General features: G+C 69.8%; 21 protein-coding genes. 8 read left to right on the forward strand and 13 right to left on the reverse strand.

Going from position 1 to position 18,427, the window contains the following annotated elements; all coding sequences use genetic code 11:
- Positions 1–46 precede the first annotated feature (46 nt).
- The 5 genes from ACFQ4H_RS22160 to rpsB all read right to left on the reverse strand — a co-directional run bounded on the left by ACFQ4H_RS22160 (position 47) and on the right by rpsB (position 4,701).
- Positions 47–1,345: a phosphatidate cytidylyltransferase gene (locus tag ACFQ4H_RS22160; RefSeq protein ID WP_377573357.1), complete on the reverse strand. Its 1,299-nt coding sequence runs from the start codon at positions 1,343–1,345 to the stop codon at positions 47–49.
- Entirely contained in the window at positions 1,345–1,902 is a 558-nt protein-coding gene (gene frr / locus ACFQ4H_RS22165; RefSeq protein WP_377573360.1) for a ribosome recycling factor, read from the reverse strand. Before frr ends, ACFQ4H_RS22160 begins: the two co-directional genes overlap by 1 nt.
- 50 nt (positions 1,903–1,952) lie before the next feature.
- Positions 1,953–2,723 (reverse strand): UMP kinase, encoded by a 771-nt coding sequence (pyrH, locus tag ACFQ4H_RS22170; protein WP_377573362.1) that lies wholly within the window; start codon positions 2,721–2,723, stop codon positions 1,953–1,955.
- Positions 2,724–2,893: 170 nt separating this feature from the next.
- On the reverse strand, positions 2,894–3,724 hold the full coding sequence (gene tsf, locus ACFQ4H_RS22175) for a translation elongation factor Ts (protein WP_377573364.1): 831 nt from the start codon (positions 3,722–3,724) through the stop codon (positions 2,894–2,896).
- A 149-nt stretch (positions 3,725–3,873) separates the two neighbouring features.
- A complete protein-coding gene (rpsB, locus tag ACFQ4H_RS22180) occupies positions 3,874–4,701 on the reverse strand; it encodes a 30S ribosomal protein S2 (RefSeq protein WP_377573367.1) in 828 nt (275 codons plus the stop codon).
- A gap of 502 nt (positions 4,702–5,203) precedes the next feature.
- Here rpsB and ACFQ4H_RS22185 point away from each other — a divergent pair.
- From ACFQ4H_RS22185 to ACFQ4H_RS22195, 3 genes are all read left to right on the forward strand, one after another.
- Complete coding sequence (locus tag ACFQ4H_RS22185; protein ID WP_377573370.1) at positions 5,204–6,001, forward strand: S1 family peptidase; 798 nt, start codon at positions 5,204–5,206, stop codon at positions 5,999–6,001.
- A 206-nt stretch (positions 6,002–6,207) separates the two neighbouring features.
- A complete protein-coding gene (locus tag ACFQ4H_RS22190) occupies positions 6,208–6,354 on the forward strand; it encodes a hypothetical protein (protein ID WP_377573372.1) in 147 nt (48 codons plus the stop codon).
- Between the two features lie 110 nt (positions 6,355–6,464).
- On the forward strand, positions 6,465–6,818 hold the full coding sequence (locus ACFQ4H_RS22195) for a YraN family protein (protein ID WP_377573472.1): 354 nt from the start codon (positions 6,465–6,467) through the stop codon (positions 6,816–6,818).
- A gap of 55 nt (positions 6,819–6,873) precedes the next feature.
- Here the strand turns inward: ACFQ4H_RS22195 and ACFQ4H_RS22200 are convergent, their stop codons facing one another.
- Positions 6,874–7,797, reverse strand: a complete 924-nt coding sequence (locus ACFQ4H_RS22200) for an EamA family transporter (RefSeq protein ID WP_377573376.1) — start codon at positions 7,795–7,797, stop codon at positions 6,874–6,876.
- Between the two features lie 82 nt (positions 7,798–7,879).
- On the opposite strand from ACFQ4H_RS22200, the gene ACFQ4H_RS22205 reads away from it, so the two are divergent.
- The 5 genes from ACFQ4H_RS22205 to ACFQ4H_RS22225 all read left to right on the forward strand — a co-directional run bounded on the left by ACFQ4H_RS22205 (position 7,880) and on the right by ACFQ4H_RS22225 (position 13,701).
- Positions 7,880–8,377, forward strand: coding sequence for a MarR family winged helix-turn-helix transcriptional regulator (locus tag ACFQ4H_RS22205; protein WP_377573379.1), 498 nt, complete (start codon positions 7,880–7,882; stop codon positions 8,375–8,377).
- A 237-nt stretch (positions 8,378–8,614) separates the two neighbouring features.
- The gene (locus tag ACFQ4H_RS22210; protein WP_377573381.1) at positions 8,615–10,132 is read left to right on the forward strand and encodes a YifB family Mg chelatase-like AAA ATPase; all 1,518 of its coding nucleotides are present in this window, start codon (positions 8,615–8,617) and stop codon (positions 10,130–10,132) included.
- On the forward strand, positions 10,132–11,478 hold the full coding sequence (locus ACFQ4H_RS22215) for a DNA-processing protein DprA (protein WP_377573384.1): 1,347 nt from the start codon (positions 10,132–10,134) through the stop codon (positions 11,476–11,478). The genes ACFQ4H_RS22210 and ACFQ4H_RS22215 overlap by 1 nt, the downstream gene beginning before the upstream one ends.
- Before the next feature lie 33 nt (positions 11,479–11,511).
- Positions 11,512–12,453, forward strand: a complete 942-nt coding sequence (locus ACFQ4H_RS22220) for a tyrosine recombinase XerC (RefSeq protein ID WP_377573386.1) — start codon at positions 11,512–11,514, stop codon at positions 12,451–12,453.
- 57 nt (positions 12,454–12,510) lie between these two features.
- Positions 12,511–13,701 carry an aminotransferase class V-fold PLP-dependent enzyme gene (locus ACFQ4H_RS22225; protein WP_377573389.1) on the forward strand — a complete coding sequence of 397 codons (1,191 nt, stop codon included), beginning with the start codon at positions 12,511–12,513 and terminating at the stop codon, positions 13,699–13,701.
- A 5-nt stretch (positions 13,702–13,706) separates the two neighbouring features.
- On the opposite strand, the gene ACFQ4H_RS22230 is transcribed toward ACFQ4H_RS22225, so the two are convergent.
- The 7 genes from ACFQ4H_RS22230 to rplS all read right to left on the reverse strand — a co-directional run bounded on the left by ACFQ4H_RS22230 (position 13,707) and on the right by rplS (position 18,290).
- The gene (locus tag ACFQ4H_RS22230) at positions 13,707–14,396 is read right to left on the reverse strand and encodes a peptidoglycan DD-metalloendopeptidase family protein (RefSeq protein ID WP_377573391.1); all 690 of its coding nucleotides are present in this window, start codon (positions 14,394–14,396) and stop codon (positions 13,707–13,709) included.
- 152 nt (positions 14,397–14,548) lie between these two features.
- Complete coding sequence (locus tag ACFQ4H_RS22235; RefSeq protein ID WP_377542109.1) at positions 14,549–14,872, reverse strand: DUF2469 domain-containing protein; 324 nt, start codon at positions 14,870–14,872, stop codon at positions 14,549–14,551.
- Positions 14,869–15,696, reverse strand: a complete 828-nt coding sequence (locus ACFQ4H_RS22240) for a ribonuclease HII (protein ID WP_377573394.1) — start codon at positions 15,694–15,696, stop codon at positions 14,869–14,871. The genes ACFQ4H_RS22235 and ACFQ4H_RS22240 overlap by 4 nt, the downstream gene beginning before the upstream one ends.
- A complete protein-coding gene (locus ACFQ4H_RS22245) occupies positions 15,690–16,157 on the reverse strand; it encodes an NUDIX hydrolase (RefSeq protein WP_377573397.1) in 468 nt (155 codons plus the stop codon). Before ACFQ4H_RS22245 ends, ACFQ4H_RS22240 begins: the two co-directional genes overlap by 7 nt.
- A 42-nt stretch (positions 16,158–16,199) precedes the next feature.
- Positions 16,200–16,847: a signal peptidase I gene (lepB, locus tag ACFQ4H_RS22250; protein ID WP_377573400.1), complete on the reverse strand. Its 648-nt coding sequence runs from the start codon at positions 16,845–16,847 to the stop codon at positions 16,200–16,202.
- Positions 16,844–17,806: a signal peptidase I gene (gene lepB, locus ACFQ4H_RS22255; RefSeq protein ID WP_377573403.1), complete on the reverse strand. Its 963-nt coding sequence runs from the start codon at positions 17,804–17,806 to the stop codon at positions 16,844–16,846. Before lepB (ACFQ4H_RS22255) ends, lepB (ACFQ4H_RS22250) begins: the two co-directional genes overlap by 4 nt.
- A gap of 127 nt (positions 17,807–17,933) precedes the next feature.
- Entirely contained in the window at positions 17,934–18,290 is a 357-nt protein-coding gene (gene rplS / locus ACFQ4H_RS22260; RefSeq protein WP_377573406.1) for a 50S ribosomal protein L19, read from the reverse strand.
- Positions 18,291–18,427 lie beyond the last annotated feature (137 nt).

The raw sequence follows: 18,427 nt of genomic DNA on the forward strand, positions 1-18,427 counted from the left end.
GGGTCAATGTCCGGAAAGCGCGGCTCCACACGAACATCCTGTTAGATCATCCCGTCGGAGCGAAGATCGCCAGCAACAGATACGCGGTCGGCACCGCGAACAGGATCGAGTCCAACCGGTCCATGAGTCCGCCGTGCCCGGGCAACAGGTTGCTCATGTCCTTGATGCCCAGATCCCTCTTGATCATCGACTCGGCGAGGTCACCGAGTACCGCTGCGCCGGACACCGCCAGCCCGAACACGGCCCCCCACCAGGGGGCGACGTCGAGCAGGAGCCACAGCAGCAGGGCACTGCCGAGCGCAGCCGCGCCCACCGAACCACCGAAGCCCTCCCAGGACTTCTTCGGGCTGATCGACGGGGCCATCGGGTGCCTACCGAGGAACACCCCGGCGACGTAACCGCCGGTGTCGGAGAGCACCACCGCCACGAGCGTAACCATGATCCGCAGGGCACCGTCGGAAGGTGCCGCCAACATCGCGGCGAACCCACCCAGGAACGGCACGTAGACCGCGATCAGCGCGCTCGCGGTGAGGTCCCGCTGGAAGCCCGCCGGGCCGTCACTGAGTCGCCACACCATCGCCGACAGCACGGTGACCAGCAGTCCGAGGCTGAGCGCGTCCGGACCGGCCCACCAGGCCAGTCCGATCATCAGAACGCCGCCGGCCAGCAACGGCACCATCGGCGGGTTCGCACCGCTGCGCCGGATCGCCCGGATCATCTCCCAGGTGCCCACGCTGATCGCGATGGCGATCACGGCGAGGAACGCCGGCCGGTACAGGAACAGCGGCACCACGATGAGTACGCCGAGGCCGAGCCCCACCCCGATGGCTGCCGGCAGGTTCCGGCCGGCCCGCCCGGTACGCGGTGGCGTCGTCGCGGGTCGCGTCCGGCTGGCCCGGCGTCGCCCGCTGTGGGACCGGGGTGGCGTGCCCTCGTCCGCCGGGGCGAACTCCGGCCCCGTGCCCGGGGCGACCGGTTCGAGCAGCGGCGCGTCGACCGGCTCGATCACCTCGGTCAGGCCGGTGTCGTCACGCCCATCCTCGTTCCGGGGATACGTGGACGTCCCGTCGTCCGCATGTCGGCGGGACGACTCGTCCTGTTCTGGCCAGAAGGAGTGGCTGCCCGGGTCGGCGTAGCCGTTGTCCCGGCCAGCCGGGACGTCGTCCCGGTAACGTTCGCCGGAATCGTGGTGCGGATTGTCGGCATAGGCTTCGGGCGCGGCACCGGCGTGCCGCGCCCGAAGCCGAGTCTCATCGCTGCTGTCGTGCCACTGCCAGGCAGGTGGATCGTCTGGCGGCGGCCAGCCGCGAGGCTCGGCGCTGCCGTGGGGGTCGCGATATGACATCAGACCTCAAGCAGCTCAGTTTCCTTGTGCTTCACCAGATCGTCCACGTTGGTTACGTACCGGTGGGTGAGGTCGTCGAGTTCCTTCTCGGCGCGGCGCCCGTCGTCCTCGCCGGCCTCGCCGTCCTTGACGATGCGGTCGAGTTCTTCCTTGGCCTTGCGCCGGATGTTGCGGATCGCGACCTTGGCTTCCTCGCCCTTGTGGCGAGCAATCTTGATCATGTCCCGGCGCCGCTCCTCGGTCATCTGCGGCAGCAGGATACGGAGCTGGTTACCCTCGTTGTTCGGATTGACACCGAGGTCGGAATCACGGATCGCCTTCTCCATGGCCGCCAGCTGTGAGGCGTCGTACGGCTTGATGAGCGCCATTCTCGGCTCCGGCACGCCGATCGACGCCATCTGGGTCAGCGGAGTGGGAGTGCCGTAGTAGTCAATGACGATCTTGGAGAACATCGCGGGGTGGGCACGGCCGGTACGGATCGCCCCGAACTCTTCCTTGGCGTGCTCGATCGCCCGGTCCATCTTCTCCTCGGCCTCGAGGAGCGTGTCGTCGATCACCTGTTCCGTCGCCTCCTTCTTTGTGCGTCGTTGTCGAAAAAGTCTTCAGTTCACGCCGTGATCAACGTTCCGATGCGGTCGCCACCAACTGCGCGAATGATGGTGTCCTCCCCCTCGGCACCGAAGACGAGCATCGGCAGACCGTTCTCCATGCACAAGCTGAAGGCGGCGGCGTCGGCGACCCGCAGGCCGCGGCGTAGCGCCTCGGCGAAGGTGATCGAGTCGAGCTTGCTGGCGGTCGGATCGGTGCGCGGATCGGCCGTGTAGACCGCGTCCACCCCGTTCTTGCTCATCAGCACGACGTCGGCACGGATCTCCAGTGCCCGCTGCGCGGCGACCGTGTCGGTGGAGAAGTACGGCATACCGGCACCCGCACCGAAGATCACCACACGGCCCTTCTCCAGGTGCCGGATGGCCCGGAGCGGAATGTACGGCTCGGCCACCTGGGCCATCGTGATCGCGGTCTGGACCCGCGTCTCGACGCCTTCCTTCTCGAGGAAGTCCTGCAGGGCCAGGCAGTTCATCACCGTGCCCAGCATGCCCATGTAGTCGGCCCGCGCCCGGTCCATACCACGTTTCTGCAGTTCGGCGCCGCGGAAGAAGTTGCCGCCGCCGACCACCACGGAGACCTGTACGCCGCGGCGTACGACCGTTGCGATCTGTCGGGCGATGGCCTGTACCACGTCGGGATCGACCCCGATCGCCCCGCCGCCGAAGACCTCACCCGACAGCTTGAGGACCACCCGACGGGCCCGGCCGGGCGGTGGCGCGGTGGGATCGTCCTCCGCTGCCCGGGTCCGGCCATCAACAACCTGCGTCATCCGACCCGCCTCTCCTCCGCGGGCATGCCCGCTGCGCACTGTCACCCAACCTGACGTTGCTGACCCTATGTGACGAGGAGGCCGCGGTGCCTGTCGCGTACACCAGCGGCCTCCTCGTCGACGTCGTCCCCTACCGGGCGCGGGTCCGCGCCCGGACTACCGGGTGCTACTCAGGCCTGACCGACCTCGAACCGCAGGAAGCTGGTCACGTCGATGCCGGCCTCGGCCAGCACCTGCTTGACCGACTTCTTGTTGTCGGCGACGGACGCCTGCTCGAGCAGGACGAAGTCCTTGAAGAAGGCGTTCACCCGACCATCGACGATCTTCGGCAGGGCAGCCTCCGGCTTGCCCTCCTCACGGGCGGTCTGCTCGGCGATCCGCCGCTCCGACTCGACCGTCTCGGCCGGCACCTCGTCGCGGGTCACGAACTTCGGGCGCATCGCGGCGATCTGCATGGCCACGCCACGCGCGTCGGCGTCGGCGGCCTCGTCCGACTTGCCGGTGTACGCCACCAGCACGCCGACCTGCGGCGGCAGGTCCTGGCTCTTGCGGTGCAGGTAGACCGCGACGGTGCCCTCCAGCACGCTGAAGCGGTTGACCACCAGCTTCTCGCCGATCTTGGCGGACTGCTCCTGGACCACGTCGGCGACGGTACGACCGTCAGCCAGGGTCGAAGCCAGCAGCGCCTCGGCGTCGGCGGCGCCAACCTGCTCGCCGTGCTCGACCAACTGCTGGGCCAGGGCGATGAAGTCGGCGTTCTTGGCGACGAAGTCGGTCTCGCAGTTGAGTTCGAGCAGTGCCTTGCCGGAGTGGGCGACCAGGCCGTTCGCGGTGGTACGGCCGGCCCGCTTGCCGACGTCCTTGGCACCCTTGATGCGCAGGATCTCGACGGCCTTGTCAAGGTCGCCCTCGGCCTCGGTGAGCGCCTTCTTGCAGTCCATCATGCCGGCGCCGGTGAGCTCCCGGAGCTTCTTGACGTCCGCGGCGGTGAAGTTGGCCATGACTCTCTCTTCAGTGTGTGTCGCGGCTGGTTGGGTGGTCTAGGGGTTGCCCGCTGACGCAGACCGAAACTTGTCCGGGTCGGGTCGCAGGCTCGTACCCGGGTCGGGTCCGCCGGCCACTCGCGTGGCCGGCGGGCCCGATGGCGAGGTCACTCGGCGGCGGCAGCCGCGGGCTCCTCGGCCTTCTTCTCGGTGTCCTCGATCAGCTCGCGCTCCCACTCGGCCAGCGGCTCGTCGGCGGCGACGACACCCGGCTCGGGCTTCTCGTCGGCCCCGCGGCGCTTGCCGGAACGGGCGATCAGGCCGTCGCCCACGGCGGCGGCGATGACCTTGGTCAGGAGCTCGGCGGAGCGGATCGCGTCGTCGTTACCCGGGATCGGGAAGTCGACCTCGTCGGGGTCGCAGTTGGTGTCCAGCACCGCGATGACCGGGATGCCCAGCTTGCGGGCCTCGTCGACGGCGATGTGCTCCTTCTTGGTGTCGACCACCCACACCGCGGCCGGCAGCTTCTGCATGTCCCGCAGACCGCCCAGCGTGCGGCTGAGCTTGTCCTTCTCCCGGGACAGCTGCAGGGTCTCCTTCTTGGTGTAGCCCTGCGCGGTGCCGGACAGGTCGCCCAGCGCCTCCAGCTCCTTCATCCGCTGCAGCCGCTTGTAGACCGTCTGGAAGTTGGTCAGCATGCCGCCCAGCCAGCGGTGGTTGACGTAGGGCTGACCAACCCGGGTCGCCTGCTCGGCGATGGCCTCCTGGGCCTGCTTCTTGGTGCCGACGAAGAGGATGCTGCCACCCTCGGCGACGGTGCCGCGCACGAACTCGTACGCCTTCTCGATGTAGTCGAGGGTCTGGCGCAGGTCGATGATGTAGATACCGTTGCGCTCGGTGAAGATGAAGCGCTTCATCTTCGGGTTCCAGCGCCGGGTCTGGTGCCCGAAGTGGACGCCGCTTTCCAGCAGCTGACGCATGGTCACTACGGCCATGGTGGGGTGCTCCTTCAGAGGTCCCTGGTTGTCACGTCCAGCCGGCGGCCGGACGTCCTGGCGCCTGGTCGCCGGCCATGGTGGGCCCGATCAAGATCGGGACCAGGGGGTCGGCGCCCCGCGGAGATCCGCGGAGAGGGCACGCGAGGTCGACCGCGCGAGGCGGTCGCCAGTCGACCAGTGTACGCCCCACCCCACCCACCGGCACACAAACCCCCGATGGCGGGTTCAGCCCGCGATGCCCGGTTCGCGAGGTTGCGTACCGCACATCGGTTTTCCGGGCGGGTGACGTCGCTCGGTCGACGTGGCCACCATCCTCGCACCCGCCCCGCCCCTGGCGACCCGGTTCCACCACCGGAACACGCAGCCGATATGACACATCCGGGATGACGGAGACGCATTGCGTTACATCTATGAACGTCTCTAGGCTGCCCGCATCGCGAACTGGGCGGACCCGCTCAACACGCCGTCCAGGCTCACGCCATCGAGACTGGGAGGACCAATGGTTCGCTGGCGCAGACTCATCGGCCTGGCAGCCGCCGCGTTGACCGCGGTGACCGTCGGCAGCTTCACCCTCGCCGCACCGGCATCCGCCGCACCGGAGGGCGCGGTGACCCCGCTCGTCGTCGGCGGCACCCGCGCCGCCCAGGGCGAGTTTCCGTTCATGGTCCGGCTGTCGATGGGCTGTGGTGGCTCCCTCTACAGCCCCCGCCTGGTGCTGACCGCCGCACACTGTGTCGGCTCGACCGGCACCAACACCAGCATCACGGCGACGCTCGGCGTGGTCGACCTCCAGTCGTCCAGCCGGATCCAGGTCCGGTCCAACTACGTCTACCGGGCTCCCGGCTACAACGGCAACGGCAAGGACTGGGCACTGATCCGGTTGGCCACCCCGGTCACCGGGCTGGCCACGCTGCCGATCGCCACCACCACCGCGTACGACAGCGGCACCTTCACCATTGCCGGTTGGGGAGCCGCCCGGGAGGGTGGCGCACAGCAGCGCTACCTGCTCAAGGCGACCGTCCCGTTCGTCGACGACGCCAGCTGCGACGCGTCGTACGGCGGTGACGTGATCGTCAACGAGGAGATCTGTGCCGGCTACGCCTCAGGCGGTACGGACACCTGCCAGGGCGACTCGGGCGGCCCGATGTTCCGCCGTGACGCCAGCAACGCCTGGATCCAGGTCGGCATCACCAGCTGGGGCAACGGCTGTGCCCGGCCCAACTACCCGGGTGTCTACACCCAGGTCAGCACGTTCGCCACGGCGATCGCCTCGGCCGCTGCGAGCCTCGGCGGCTGAGCGATCCGGCCAGAGCGGCGGCCGAGCCGGAAACCCCCACCGGCCCGGCCGCCGCTCCCGGCGGTCTCCCAGGGCGGTGGGGAACCACCGCTCCCGGCGATCGCCGAGGACGAGGAAGGTGGGGGATCGCTGCTCCCGGCACTCTCGTCACCGCCACCTCCGGTCTGCTTGACGGTGAGCAGGGTCTCGCCACCGGACTGACCACCATGAGCCAGCAGGTCGGCATCAAGCTCGGCACTGCGATCATGTCCACCATCGCGACCGGCACCATCCACGCCCTCGGTACGGAGACGACCGGGACCGTCCTGACCGAGCGGTCGCCTGACCAGCCAGAGATCGCCATGACGCCCTAGCACATCGTCGACGTGATCGTCCGCCGATCCACAGGCCACCCGGTTGTCCACAGTCCCCGCCCAAGGGGTTTCCGGTGGCCGGTCACCAGGTCATCCTCACCGCCGTGACGATGGTCAGACAGGCGGTTGGCGCGTACGGCGAGCGGTGCGCCGTACGCCATCTGGTGGCGGCCGGCATGCGGGTGGTGGCCCGCAACTGGCGTAGTGAGCAGGGCGAGATCGACATCGTCGCCTGGGACGGCGAAGTGCTGGCCTTCTGCGAGGTGAAGACGCGGCGTGGCAACACCTTCGGCACCCCGGCCGAGGCGGTGGTACCGGCCAAGGTGCGACGGTTGCGGCGACTTGCCGCGCAGTGGCTGGACGAGCACTCGGCTCAACCCCGTGAGGTGCGGTTCGACGTGATCGAGGTACTCGTACCGGCCCGCGGGGCGGCCCGGGTCGACCACCTCAGGGGTGCGTTCTGACCAGCGCTCCACTGCCGTTGGCACGCGGTACGGGCCGTCCGGTCGACCGTTCTTCTCAGCTGCCGGGGCCGGTCGTCGCCGGTTCGGCCACCCGTTCGGTGACCGGCCGCCGCGCGGCACGTTGCGGATGCTGCTGTTTCTGTGCCGCTACCAGGGCGGCCAGGACGATGATCCCGCCCAGCAACTGCGCTCCGGTGAGCTGCTGGTCCAGGACGAGCCAGCCGAGGATGGTGGCGACCAGCGGGCTGAGCAGGCCGAGAAAGGTGACGCTGGCGGGAGACAGGGCACGGATTCCCCGGAACCAGAGGGCATAGGCGAGTGCGGAGCCGATGACCGCGAGGTAGCCGTAGCCGGCCAGGTTCGTGGCGGTCAGCGTCGTGGGAGGTGGTCCCTCGACGAGTAGCGCGACCGGGAGAAGCAGCAGGCCGCCAGCGGTGAGCTGCCAACCGGTGGTCGCCAGCAGGGGTGCCGGGGAGACCCAGCGTTTGCTGAGGACGACCCCGACCGCCATGACGACCGCACCGCCGACCGCGGCGGCGACACCGACGCCGTCGAGACGCGCACCGGCCCGCAGGACGAGCAGGCTGACCCCGGCCACCCCCGCGACACCGGCGATCACGGTACGCAGGGACAGCCGCTCACCGAGCAGGCCGACCGCCAGCCCAGCGGCCAGCAGCGGCTGTATCGCACCGATGGTGGCGGCGACCCCGCCCGGTAGCCGGTAGGCGGCGACGAACAGTAGCGCGAAGAACGCCCCGATGTTGAGGACGCCGAGCACCAGCGCCCGCCACCACCACACCCCCTGCGGTAGGCGTCGGGTGAGAGCGACCAGCGCCAGGCCGGCGGGCAGGGCCCGTACCACCGCCGCCAGCAGCGGGCGGTCCGGCGGCAGCAGCTCGGTGGTGACGAGGTAGGTCGTTCCCCAGATGCCGGGTGCCAACGCGGTCACCAGCACGATCCCGATCCGATTGTTTAGCACTAAGGCAATTTATCTCACCGCTAAGCTATCTGGGAGCCGAAGCGATCTATCTCACCGCTAAGACATCACCTAGGCTGTAGTGGTGGCAGACCACGTTGATCGGGTGCTGGAGCAGTGGGGTGACCAGCGACCTGACCTGGACGTCTCCCCAATGGCGGTGTTCGGCCGGCTGGCGCGGCTCTCCCGACTGGTCAACACCGAACTGAACCACACGTTCAGCTCGCACGGGCTCGACTCCGCGTCGTTCGACGTGCTCGCCACCCTTCGCCGCAGCGCGCCACCGCACCGGCTGACCCCCACCGACCTGATGCGGTCGTCCATGGTCACCTCGGGAGCCATCACCCAGCGGCTCGACCGCCTCGAGGCGCGCGGCCTGGTGACCCGTACGCCCAGCGAATCCGACGGCCGAGGCGTACACGTCGCCCTCACCGACGAGGGTCGGACCCTCATCGACCGGGCCCTGCCCGACCATGTCGCCACCGAGGAACGACTGCTCGCCCCGCTCGGCAGAGCCGAGCGGGACGCCCTCGCCGGCACGCTCCGGGAACTGCTGGAGTCACTCGGCGACACCATCGACTGACCGACGGCCCGTAGCACATCGCAGGCTTGATTGTCCGGCTGTCCACAGGGCATCCGGTTGTCCACAGAGCGACCGGATCGGACTGTCGCTCGTCCCTGGCATCGGTCACCGTCTGCCCATGATGACGCCAGGACAGACAAGCGACACGTACCACCAGGGCCGGCCACCACAACCGGTGGAGACTCTCCCGGCCCACCCTCACCCGCAGTCGGACCGGTACGCCGAAACGGCGGCCCGATGAGCTACGCCAAGGTGCTCTCCGTGGGCCTGATCGGGGTGACCGGGCACCTCGTCGAGGTCGAGGCCGACCTGGCCCCGGGGCTGCCCGCCGTCGTACTGTCCGGACTACCGGACACCACCCTCAACGAGTCCCGCGACCGCGTACGCGCCGCCATCGTCAACTCCGGTCAGCACTGGCCCAATCGCCGGATCACCGTCAACCTGCTCCCGGCCCCCCTGCCGAAGCACGGCTCGGCGTTCGACGTGGCCATCGCGACGGCTCTGCTCGGCGGCTCCGGCGAACTGCCCCTGTTCCCGCTGGAACAGGTGGTCCTCCTCGGTGAGTTGGGGTTGGACGGGACGGTCCGGCCGGTCCGCGGCGTGCTGCCGATGGTCGCGGCGGCGGCCCAGGCCGGAATCACCCGGGTCATCGTGCCGCTGGCCAACGCCGCCGAGGCCGTCATCGTGCCCGGCGTACGGGTCAAGGCCGTGGACACCCTGCACCGGCTCGTCGCCTTCGTCCGCGACGGCACGGCGCTGCTCGACCCGCCGGCTCCGACGCCCGAAGGGCCGGCAGCCGGGCCGGACCTCTCCGAGGTGGCCGGTCAGGGGCTGGGCCGGCGGGCACTCGAAGTCGCCGCCGCCGGCGGTCACCACCTGGCGCTGCTCGGCCCACCCGGCGCGGGCAAGACCATGCTGGCCGAACGTCTGCCCTCCATCCTGCCCACCCTCGACGACGAAGCCGCCCTGGAGGTGACCGCACTGCACTCGATCGCCGGCCAGCTACCACCGGGCGGGCAGCTACTCCGCCGCCCACCGTTCCAGGCACCCCACCATTCGGCCACGGTCGCATCACTGGTCGGCGGCGGATCCGGGCTGGCCCGCCCCGGATCACTCTCGCTAGCCCACCGGGGCGTGTTGTTCCTGGACGAGGCGCCCGAATTCGGCAAGGGCGCACTGGAGGCCCTGCGCCAACCGCTGGAGAACGGCCGGGTGGTGCTGAACCGGAGCCGGGGCGGCACGGAATATCCGGCCCGGGTGCAACTGGTGCTCGCCGCCAACCCCTGCCCCTGCGCGAAACCCGCCGGCGACACCTACTGCGAGTGCACGCCACTGGCCCGGCGGCGCTATCTCGGGCGGCTCTCCGGACCGCTGATGGACCGCATCGACGTACGGGTGACCCTGGATCCGCTACGGGCCGCCGACCTGATGGCGACCGAAACCGAACCCGAGACCTCCGCCGTCGTCGCCGAACGGGTCGACCGGGCACGGGCGGCAGCCGCCGCCCGGTGGACCGGCAACGGCTGGAAGGTCAACGCCGACGTACCCGGGCCACGGCTACGGCGTCCACCGTGGCGGCTGCCGGCCGCCGCCACCAGTGCCCTGCGCCAACGACTGGACAGCGGTTCCCTCTCTGCTCGCGGCTTCGACCGGATCCTCCGGCTGGCCTGGACGATCGCGGACCTGGACGGTCGTGACCGTCCCGATCCGAGTGACGTGGACGAGGCCTGTCAACTGCGTACCGGGGAGGCCTGATGACCGAGCAGGAATTGCACCCGCCCGGCTCCCTGCTGGTGGCAGCCGGCACCGTGCTCGGACCGGACGAGGTCCGGCTGGCCCGGGTCGCGTTGACCTGGCTCACCGAGCCCGGCACCCGGTCGGTCTACCGGCTGGTCAGCCGGGTCGGCCCCATCGAGGCGCTGCACCGGCTGATCCTCGGTGACGTGGCCGATCCGAAGCTGCGCGCGGCGGTACGGGCCCGGATGACCGCCGGTAACCCACGCGAGATCGCCGAACGCGCGCTGGAGCACACCGAGCGGCTCGGCGCACGGGTGGTGACCCCCGAGGACGACGAATGGCCACTGCGGGTCAGGGACCTGGTCGGCATGACGTTGACCAGCGCCACCCGCAAGGTCGACCAGGAAACGGCACCCCCGCTGTGCATCTGGGTACGCGGCTCCTGGCCGTTGGCGGAGGCACTCGATCGGTCGGTGGCAGTGGTCGGTTCCCGGGCCGCCACCCCGTACGGCAACCACATCGCCACCGAGATCGGCTATGGACTGGCTGACCGGGGATGGACGGTGGTCTCCGGCGGAGCGTACGGAATCGACGCGGCTGCACATCGTGGTGCCCTGAGCGCGGGCGGGCTGACCGTGGCGGTGCTGGCCTGCGGCGTCGACCGTCCATATCCGGTCGGCAACACCGCGCTCTTCGACCGGATCGCCGACACCGGCCTGCTGATCAGCGAATGGATGCCCGGGGCGGAGCCGCTACGGCCCCGGTTCCTGATCCGCAACCGGGTCATCGCGGCGGCGACATCGGGCACCGTCCTGGTGGAGGCCGCCGCACGCAGCGGCGCCACCCAGACCACCCACCGGGCCCTGGCCATCCGACGCCCGGCGATGGTGGTTCCCGGGCCGGTCACCTCCGCGATGTCGGTCGGCGCACACGAGGTACTCCGCGAGTGTCCCAACGCCCGGCTGGTCACCGGTGTGGCACACATCCTGGAGGAGGTCGGTCGGATCGGCGCGGACCTCGCTCCCCCCGTCCAGGGCCCGCGACGACCCCGCGACCTCCTCGACGACGAGTCGGCGTCGATCCTCGAATCGGTGCCCCGGCGCGGTGTGCTCGGTCCGGACACCATCGCCGCCCGGGCCGGTGTCGACGTACGCACCACGTTGCGGAAGCTGTCCCTGCTGGAGAACCTCGGCCTGCTCGTCCGTCGGGACGGCGGCTACGCGCTGCCGCCGCCCGAATCCGCCCTGCCGCCGTCCGAATCCGCGCTGCCGCCGTCCGAATCCGCGCTGCCGCCGTCCGAATCCGCCCTGCCGCCGCCCGTCGCCCAGCCGGTGATCCAGGCAGCGACTCACCCCACAACTTGACAGGGGCCCGGGCCACGATCCACGGTCAGGACGATGAGTCGCAACAGGCGGAGCACCCGGGCGATCCACGAGACCCTGCCGGCACCGATGCGGGAGGCGGTGGACAACTTCGCCCAGCATCTGTCCCGGGTGGACAACCGGTCCGAGCACACCGTCCGGGCGTACGTCGCCGACATCGTCTCGCTGCTCGACCACGCCGTCCGGATGGGCCACTCGACACCTGGCGACCTGGACCTCGCCGTGTTGCGGAGTTGGCTGGCCAAACTGCGCACCCTGGGAGCCGCCCGCACCTCGCTGGCCCGCAGGGCGGCGTCGGCCCGTACCTTCAGCGCCTGGGCGCACCGTACCGGGCTGTTGGCCAGCGACGTGGGAGCGCCGTTGGCGAGCCCCAGGGCGCACCGGGAGCTGCCCAGCGTGCTGCGTGCCGATCAGGCGGCCCAGTTGGTCGTCGCTCCGGATGACGGAGTCTCCCCGGTACAACTGCGGGACCGGGCACTGCTCGAACTGCTCTATGCCACCGGGGTACGGGTCAGCGAGCTGTGCGGGCTGGACCTCGGCGATGTCGACCACGCCCGTCGGGTCGTACGGGTGCTCGGCAAGGGCGGCAAGGAGCGGTCCGTCCCGTACGGGCTGCCCGCCCAGCGGGCACTCGACGACTGGCTACGCCTCGGCCGCCCGGCACTGGCCGGCCCGGGCCGTACGGACGCGCTGCTGGTCGGGGCCCGGGGTGGCCGGCTACAGCCGACGATGGCCCGTCGGATCGTCAGCGACTACGCCCGGGCTGCCGGTCTACCCCGGACCAGCCCGCACGGGCTGCGACACTCGGCCGCCACGCATCTGTTGGAGGGCGGAGCCGACCTGCGGGCGGTGCAGGAACTCCTCGGCCACGCCTCCCTGTCGAGCACCCAGATCTACACCCACGTCTCCGTGGAACGACTACGTGCGGTCTACCGGCAGGCCCACCCACGCGCCTGAGCACATTCGACGGCTCGGGACCTGCCAGTCGGTGTATCCGCCGTTTAGGATCAGCGCGTGAGCGCCGGAGATCCGCAACCGCCCGAACCGATTCCCGGTGCCCGACTCCTGTTCTCCCTCGACCCGGCCGTCGCGCATCTCAACCACGGATCGTTCGGTTCCGTGCCGATCGGTGTACAGCGTGCCCAGCAGCGGCTGCGCGACGAGACCGAGGCGAATCCGATGCGCTTCTTCACCCAGGGACTGGTCGACCGGATCGTCCACACCCGTCGGCACCTGGCCACCTTCCTGGGCGCTGATCCCGACGGCACCGCGTTGATCGGCAACGCCACGACCGGGGCGGCGATCGTGCTCCAGTCGCTGCGGCTACGACCCGGCGACGAGATCGTCTGCACCGATCACGGGTACGGCGCGGTACGACTCGCGGTCGAACGGGAGTGCCGCCGTACCGGTGCGGTCCTGCGCGTCCTGCCGGTGCCGCTGCGCGCCACCGATGACGAGATCGTCGAGATCGTCCGTACCGGGCTGCGGCCGGGACGGACCAGGCTGCTCATCGTCGACCAAATCACCTCGCCCACCGCCCGACTGCTGCCGGTACGGGAGATCACCACCGCCGCCCGGGTGCACGAGGTGCCCGTGCTGATCGACGCGGCACACGCCCCCGGGATGCTGCCGGTCGACATCGACGCCATCGGCGCCGACTTCTGGGTCGGCAACCTGCACAAGTGGGCGTACGCCCCACGCGGCACCGCCGTACTGGCGGTCACGCCCGCCTGGCGGCAACGGATCGAGCCACTGGTCGTCTCCTGGGAGCAGGAGTCGGGTTTCCCGTTACGGGTGGAGTGGCAGGCGACGCTGGACTACACCGCGTGGCTGGCCGCCCCGGTCGGGCTCTACACACTGCGTACCCTCGGGGTGGACCGGGTCCGGGCGCACAACGCCGCACTGGCCGCGTACGGGCAGCGGGTGGTGGGCGAGGCGCTCGGCCTGCAACCGGCCGACCTGCCCGACCCCGGCGGACCGGCGGTCGCCATGCGCCTCGTCCCGCTGCCGGCCGGCCTGGCCACCACGCTGGCCGACGCCACCGCACTGCGACTACGTGTCGCCGAGAAGCTGGCCACCGAGGTCGCGATCAACGCCTGGGGTGGCCGGGGCTGGCTGCGACTGTCCGGACAGGTCTACAACCGCGCCGACGAGTACGACCGTCTGGCCCGACGCCTGCCGGCCCTGCTCACCGAACTGGCCTGATCCGCTCACCCGGCCGCCTGATGGCCGACGACGGGTAGTAGGCGAACCCGGCCGAGCCCCAGCAGCGCCAGCGGGTCCAGATACACCTCTCCCCGGCGTAGCCCCCAGTGCAGGCAGGCCGCCTCGGGGCAGCCGGGATGCCCCGGCAGGAGCACACCGACCTGCTCACCGCGGTCCAGCCGCTGCCCGACGCTGACGAGCGGGCGCACCGGCTCGTACGTCGTGCGCAGCCCGGTGGAATGCGCCACGCTGACCACCGGACGGCCGGCGACCAGTCCGGCGAACAGAACGGTTCCCGGACCCGCCGTCCGTACCGCTGCGCCCGGCTCGCCGGCCAGGTCCACCCCACGGTGGCCGGCTGCCCAGGGCTGGGGCGGCGGGTCGAACCGACGTACCGGTCGGGGAACCCCGTCGACCGGCCATCCGAACCGGGCGGCTGGAGCGTCCGGCCCCGTCCCGGGTGACATCACCGGATTCGTCGACACCACTGATCTTGCCGGAGCCGGAACGGAAGCCGTTGCCGGAACGGAGCCCGGAGCCGGAACGGAAGCCGGGACCAGGGCGAAGGCCGAGGCCGGAGCTGCCGTTGCCACCGGGCTCCCCGGCGGCAACGGCAACGGCAACGCTGTCATCGCGGACAGCAGGAGGGCCAACGGTGCCGGCACCGCCAGGCGCGGTATGCGAAAGGTCTGCATGACAGTGCAGCGTGGCCGTCGACCGGCGGGGCCGACAACGGCCTCGCTCCGATCTGTGGACAACCGGCCCGGCTGTGGATATCCGCTGAGCTTTCCTACGGGTGGTTCGTGGGTCGACCACCGCTCGTGGGGCAGCTACCGAAGCTCGCGGGTCAGCTGCCGAAGCCGGAGTCCGCCGGGAGGGAGATCTCCGGCTTCTCCAACTCCTCCACGTTCACATCCTTGAACGTCATGACTCGGACATTCTTCACGAAGCGCGCAGGGCGGTACATGTCCCACACCCAGGCGTCGTGCATCTCCACCTCGAAGTAGACCTCGCCGTCGGAGTTACGAACGTGCAGGTCGACCTGGTTGGCCAGGTAGAACCGGCGCTCGGTCTCCACCACGTAGGAGAACTGACGGACGATGTCGCGGTACTCCCGGTAGAGCTGTAGCTCCATCTCGGTCTCGTACTTCTCGAGATCTTCCGCGCTCATCGCACTCCGCCTTCCATGGCCACATCTTCCCCCACCGGCGTTGACGGCCGAGGCTGCTCGCCCAACGCCACGCCGACGGTACTCCCTGCCGGGCCTGATCGCCCCATCGACTCAGTCGCTCCGACGCACCCGCTGCGGCTGCCAGAGGGGCGCCGGGCCCGGGGCGGCTGTCCGGCCCGACCGGAGACAGCCGCCACGTTCCCGTACGAGAAGCGATGCTCCAGACACGGACCATGCCGTTCCAGGGCAGCGCTGTGCTCCGCCGTGATGTACCCCTTGTGCTCACCGAAGCCGTACCCGGGAAATCGAGCCTCCAGATCAACCATGATCCGGTCACGGGTTACCTTAGCCAGCACGCTGGCGGCGGCGACGCAGGCGGCCACCTGGTCGCCCTTCCAGACGGCGAGCCCCGGCACGCCCAGCCCGTCGACGCCGAATCCGTCGGTCAGCACGTAGTCCGGCCGGGTGGTCAACGAGGCCAGGGCGCGGCGCATCGCGGCGAGGTTGCAGACGTGCAGCCCTCGCGCATCCACCTCGTCCGCAGGGATGATCACCACGGCATACGCCAGGGCCCGCTCCAGGATCGCGTCGTAGACCCGCTCTCGGGCCGCCGGGGTCAGCAGCTTGGAGTCGGCCAGCCCCTCGACCTCACCCCGCCGACCGGCGGGCAGCACGGCGGCAGCGGCGACCAGCGGGCCGGCACAGGCACCCCGGCCCGCCTCGTCCGCACCAGCGACATGTTGGAAACCCCGCCGCTGCAACGCCCGCTCCAACGCGTACAGACCACCGTCGCGACGGACCACGGTCCGTGGCGGGGTCAGCATCGTCCCTCCCCCACCAGCACCCGGCGCAGTACGGTGGGCAACTCGTCCGGGTAGTAACGCTCGGAAGTCCGGTCCAGCTCCTCGACCGTCCACCACCGGTGACCGTGCACGCTGGCCCGTTCGACCTCGTCGAAGCCCGTCGTGTCCACCTCCCAGGACGGCACCCGGACCAGGAAGAACTCCTGCTCCTGGCGGTACCAGCGGCCGTCGAAGGGAAACTCGACGACCTGCTGCCAGACCGGTTCCCCGAGTTCGTCGGCGGCCAGCCGCAGCCCGGTCTCCTCAGCCAGCTCCCGGGCGGCCCCGGCGGCCGACGATTCGCCGCTGTCGAGGCCACCCCCGGGGGTGAACCAGTATCGATGCTCGGGCCGGGCCGGATCGGTCCCCTGGAACAGCAGCACCCGGTCGGCACTGTCGATCAGGAGCACGCGGGCCGCGCGACGAGGGGTGAACGTGGTCACCGGTCCAGCCTAGGAGACCCGCGACGAGCCGCTACCGGCCGGTCAGCCCTTCGCGTCCGGTATCCCGTTGAACGAATCGGGGACCGACAGGATCGTGGCCCGACTGAACGGCCAGAAGATCGTGAACGCCCGCCCCACCACGGAACTCTCCGGAATCGTCGCCATCTCGATGTTCTGGCTACGCCGCCAGTGCTCCAGCGAGTCACCGGAGACCAGCCGGTGATCCCCCATGACCCAGATCCGACCGGCCGGCACCGTGATGTCGAACTCCTCGGAGGCGGCGGGGTTCCGTACGCCTTCCTCGTCGGTGTACAGGTACGGCTCATCGAGCGAATGGCCGTTGATCATCAGCCGCTGCTGGGCGTCGCAGCAGACCACCCGGTCGCCGGCGACACCGATCACCCGCTTGATGAAGTCCTCACCGTCCGGGTTGCCACTCCACTCGTTCGGCGCACGGAACACGATGATCTCGCCGCGGTGGGGGGAGCGGAAGTCGTAGACCAACTTGTTGACGAGGACCCGGTCGTTGATGTCGAGGGTGTGCTCCATCGACGGTGACGGGATGTAGAAGGTCTGTACGACGAACGCCCGCACCAGGACCGCGACGAGGATCGCCACACCCAGCAGGATGGGTAGTTCTCGCCAGAACGAGTTACGCGGCTTGGGCTTGTCGGTCTGCTCGTCAATCACGGGTGGAGCCTACGGGGTCGAGCTGTATGCCGCCGTAGGGAACGCGCGGTGATGACCAACGATCCCAGAATTGGCATGACGATGGCGATGCCTCCCCCGGAGCTCGGTGCGACCGGGGACACGTCGGGGTCCACCTCGGCGGCCCTGGTGCCCGCATCCCCGCCGACCGACGAACCCGATCCATCGACCAGGGGCGGGGCCGTACCGGCCGGTGCCGCTGTGGCCGGCTCCGGCAGGTTGTCGAAGGTCGACGGTACGGAGAGCGAGGCCCAACGGTCGTACGGCCACACGACGGCGATCGCCCGGCCGATCACGTTCTCGATCGGAACCGGCCCCTGACAGCGGGCATCCTGCGAGACGAGTCGGTGATCGCCCATCACGAAGATCTCACCTGGCGGCACCACCACCTCCTCGAAGCGGCGGGACCGGCATTCCTGGCTGTTCGGCGGAAGGTCCAACGGAGAGTTCCGGGGCACGTAGGTCTCGTCCAGGGGAACCCCGTTCACGGTCACCCGCCCCTGCTCGTCGCAGCAGGCCACCCGGTCACCGGGCAGCCCGATGACACGTTTGATGAAGTCCTTCTCCCCCGGCTGGCTGACCCCGACCAGGTCGCCGAGGGTACGCCACAACCGGGTGAAGAACCCCGCCTCCGGCTGCCCGGCCCGCTCCGGCACCCACCGGTCCGTGCCCCGGAAGACGACCACCTCACCGCGTTTCGGGTCCCGTACGTCGTAGACGATCTTGTTCACCAGCACCCGGTCGCCGATGAGCAGCGTGTCCTCCATGGACCCGGAGGGGATGAAGAACGGCTGCAACAGAAAGGTGCGGATCAGTACGGCGATGCCGAAGGCCACGATGAGCAGCAGTGGCAACTCCTGCCACAGCGGCATCTGCCTACGGGGGCGGCGAACGCGGCGGCTCCTTGGCTCGACATCGTCCTCTTCGTCCACGTTATGCACTACACATCTCCCCGGGCTCGGGATACAACGCTACCGCCCGGGGTGCCTGTTTCCAGGCTCCCCGGGCGGTAGCACGGATGTGTCCCGTCGCCGCGACCAGGCCACGGCGACAGCGCAGTGGGCGAGGTCAGCTCGGCTGCTTCTCGCGCTTCTCCTTGATCTTCGCCTTCTTGCCGCGCAGCTCACGGAGGTAGTAGAGCTTGGCGCGACGCACGTCACCACGGGTGACGACCTCGATCCGGTCGATCGACGGGCTGTTGAGCGGGTAGGTCCGCTCGACACCGACGCTGAAGCTCATCTTGCGTACGGAGAAGGTCTCCCGCAGACCGGAGCCCTGGCGCCGGATGACGGTGCCCTGGAAGATCTGGACCCGGGAACGGTTGCCCTCGACAACTCGCGCGTGCACCTTGACGGTGTCACCGGCGCGGAAGTCGGGGAGGTCGGTCCGCCGCGACTGGGCGTCAAGGGCGTCCAGGGTGTTCATCGCTGCATCCTCGTAGGCTCACGGCGTACCGGTCATCGGCACGCGGATGGGTGGTTCTGATCCCCGATGGGTCGTCCTGTGACCAACCCCGGCGGGGATCCTCGCAGCCCCTCGCGGCGCGAGACAGCTGCGGCATC

This window comes from Micromonospora sonneratiae (assembly GCF_042679305.1).
Taxonomy (GTDB): Bacteria; Actinomycetota; Actinomycetes; order Mycobacteriales; family Micromonosporaceae; genus Micromonospora_H; species Micromonospora_H sonneratiae.

Coding starts and splice junctions, on each gene's coding strand:
- ACFQ4H_RS22160 (WP_377573357.1), bottom strand. CDS start 1,345: ATGTCATATCGCGACCCCCACGGCAGCGCCGAGCCTCGCGGCTGGCCG.
- pyrH (WP_377573362.1), bottom strand. CDS start 2,723: ATGACGCAGGTTGTTGATGGCCGGACCCGGGCAGCGGAGGACGATCCC.
- tsf (WP_377573364.1), bottom strand. CDS start 3,724: ATGGCCAACTTCACCGCCGCGGACGTCAAGAAGCTCCGGGAGCTCACC.
- rpsB (WP_377573367.1), bottom strand. CDS start 4,701: ATGGCCGTAGTGACCATGCGTCAGCTGCTGGAAAGCGGCGTCCACTTC.
- ACFQ4H_RS22185 (WP_377573370.1), top strand. CDS start 5,204: ATGGTTCGCTGGCGCAGACTCATCGGCCTGGCAGCCGCCGCGTTGACC.
- ACFQ4H_RS22190 (WP_377573372.1), top strand. CDS start 6,208: ATGAGCCAGCAGGTCGGCATCAAGCTCGGCACTGCGATCATGTCCACC.
- ACFQ4H_RS22195 (WP_377573472.1), top strand. CDS start 6,465: ATGGTCAGACAGGCGGTTGGCGCGTACGGCGAGCGGTGCGCCGTACGC.
- ACFQ4H_RS22210 (WP_377573381.1), top strand. CDS start 8,615: ATGAGCTACGCCAAGGTGCTCTCCGTGGGCCTGATCGGGGTGACCGGG.
- ACFQ4H_RS22215 (WP_377573384.1), top strand. CDS start 10,132: ATGACCGAGCAGGAATTGCACCCGCCCGGCTCCCTGCTGGTGGCAGCC.
- ACFQ4H_RS22220 (WP_377573386.1), top strand. CDS start 11,512: ATGAGTCGCAACAGGCGGAGCACCCGGGCGATCCACGAGACCCTGCCG.
- ACFQ4H_RS22230 (WP_377573391.1), bottom strand. CDS start 14,396: ATGCAGACCTTTCGCATACCGCGCCTGGCGGTGCCGGCACCGTTGGCC.
- ACFQ4H_RS22235 (WP_377542109.1), bottom strand. CDS start 14,872: ATGAGCGCGGAAGATCTCGAGAAGTACGAGACCGAGATGGAGCTACAG.
- ACFQ4H_RS22240 (WP_377573394.1), bottom strand. CDS start 15,696: ATGCTGACCCCGCCACGGACCGTGGTCCGTCGCGACGGTGGTCTGTAC.
- rplS (WP_377573406.1), bottom strand. CDS start 18,290: ATGAACACCCTGGACGCCCTTGACGCCCAGTCGCGGCGGACCGACCTC.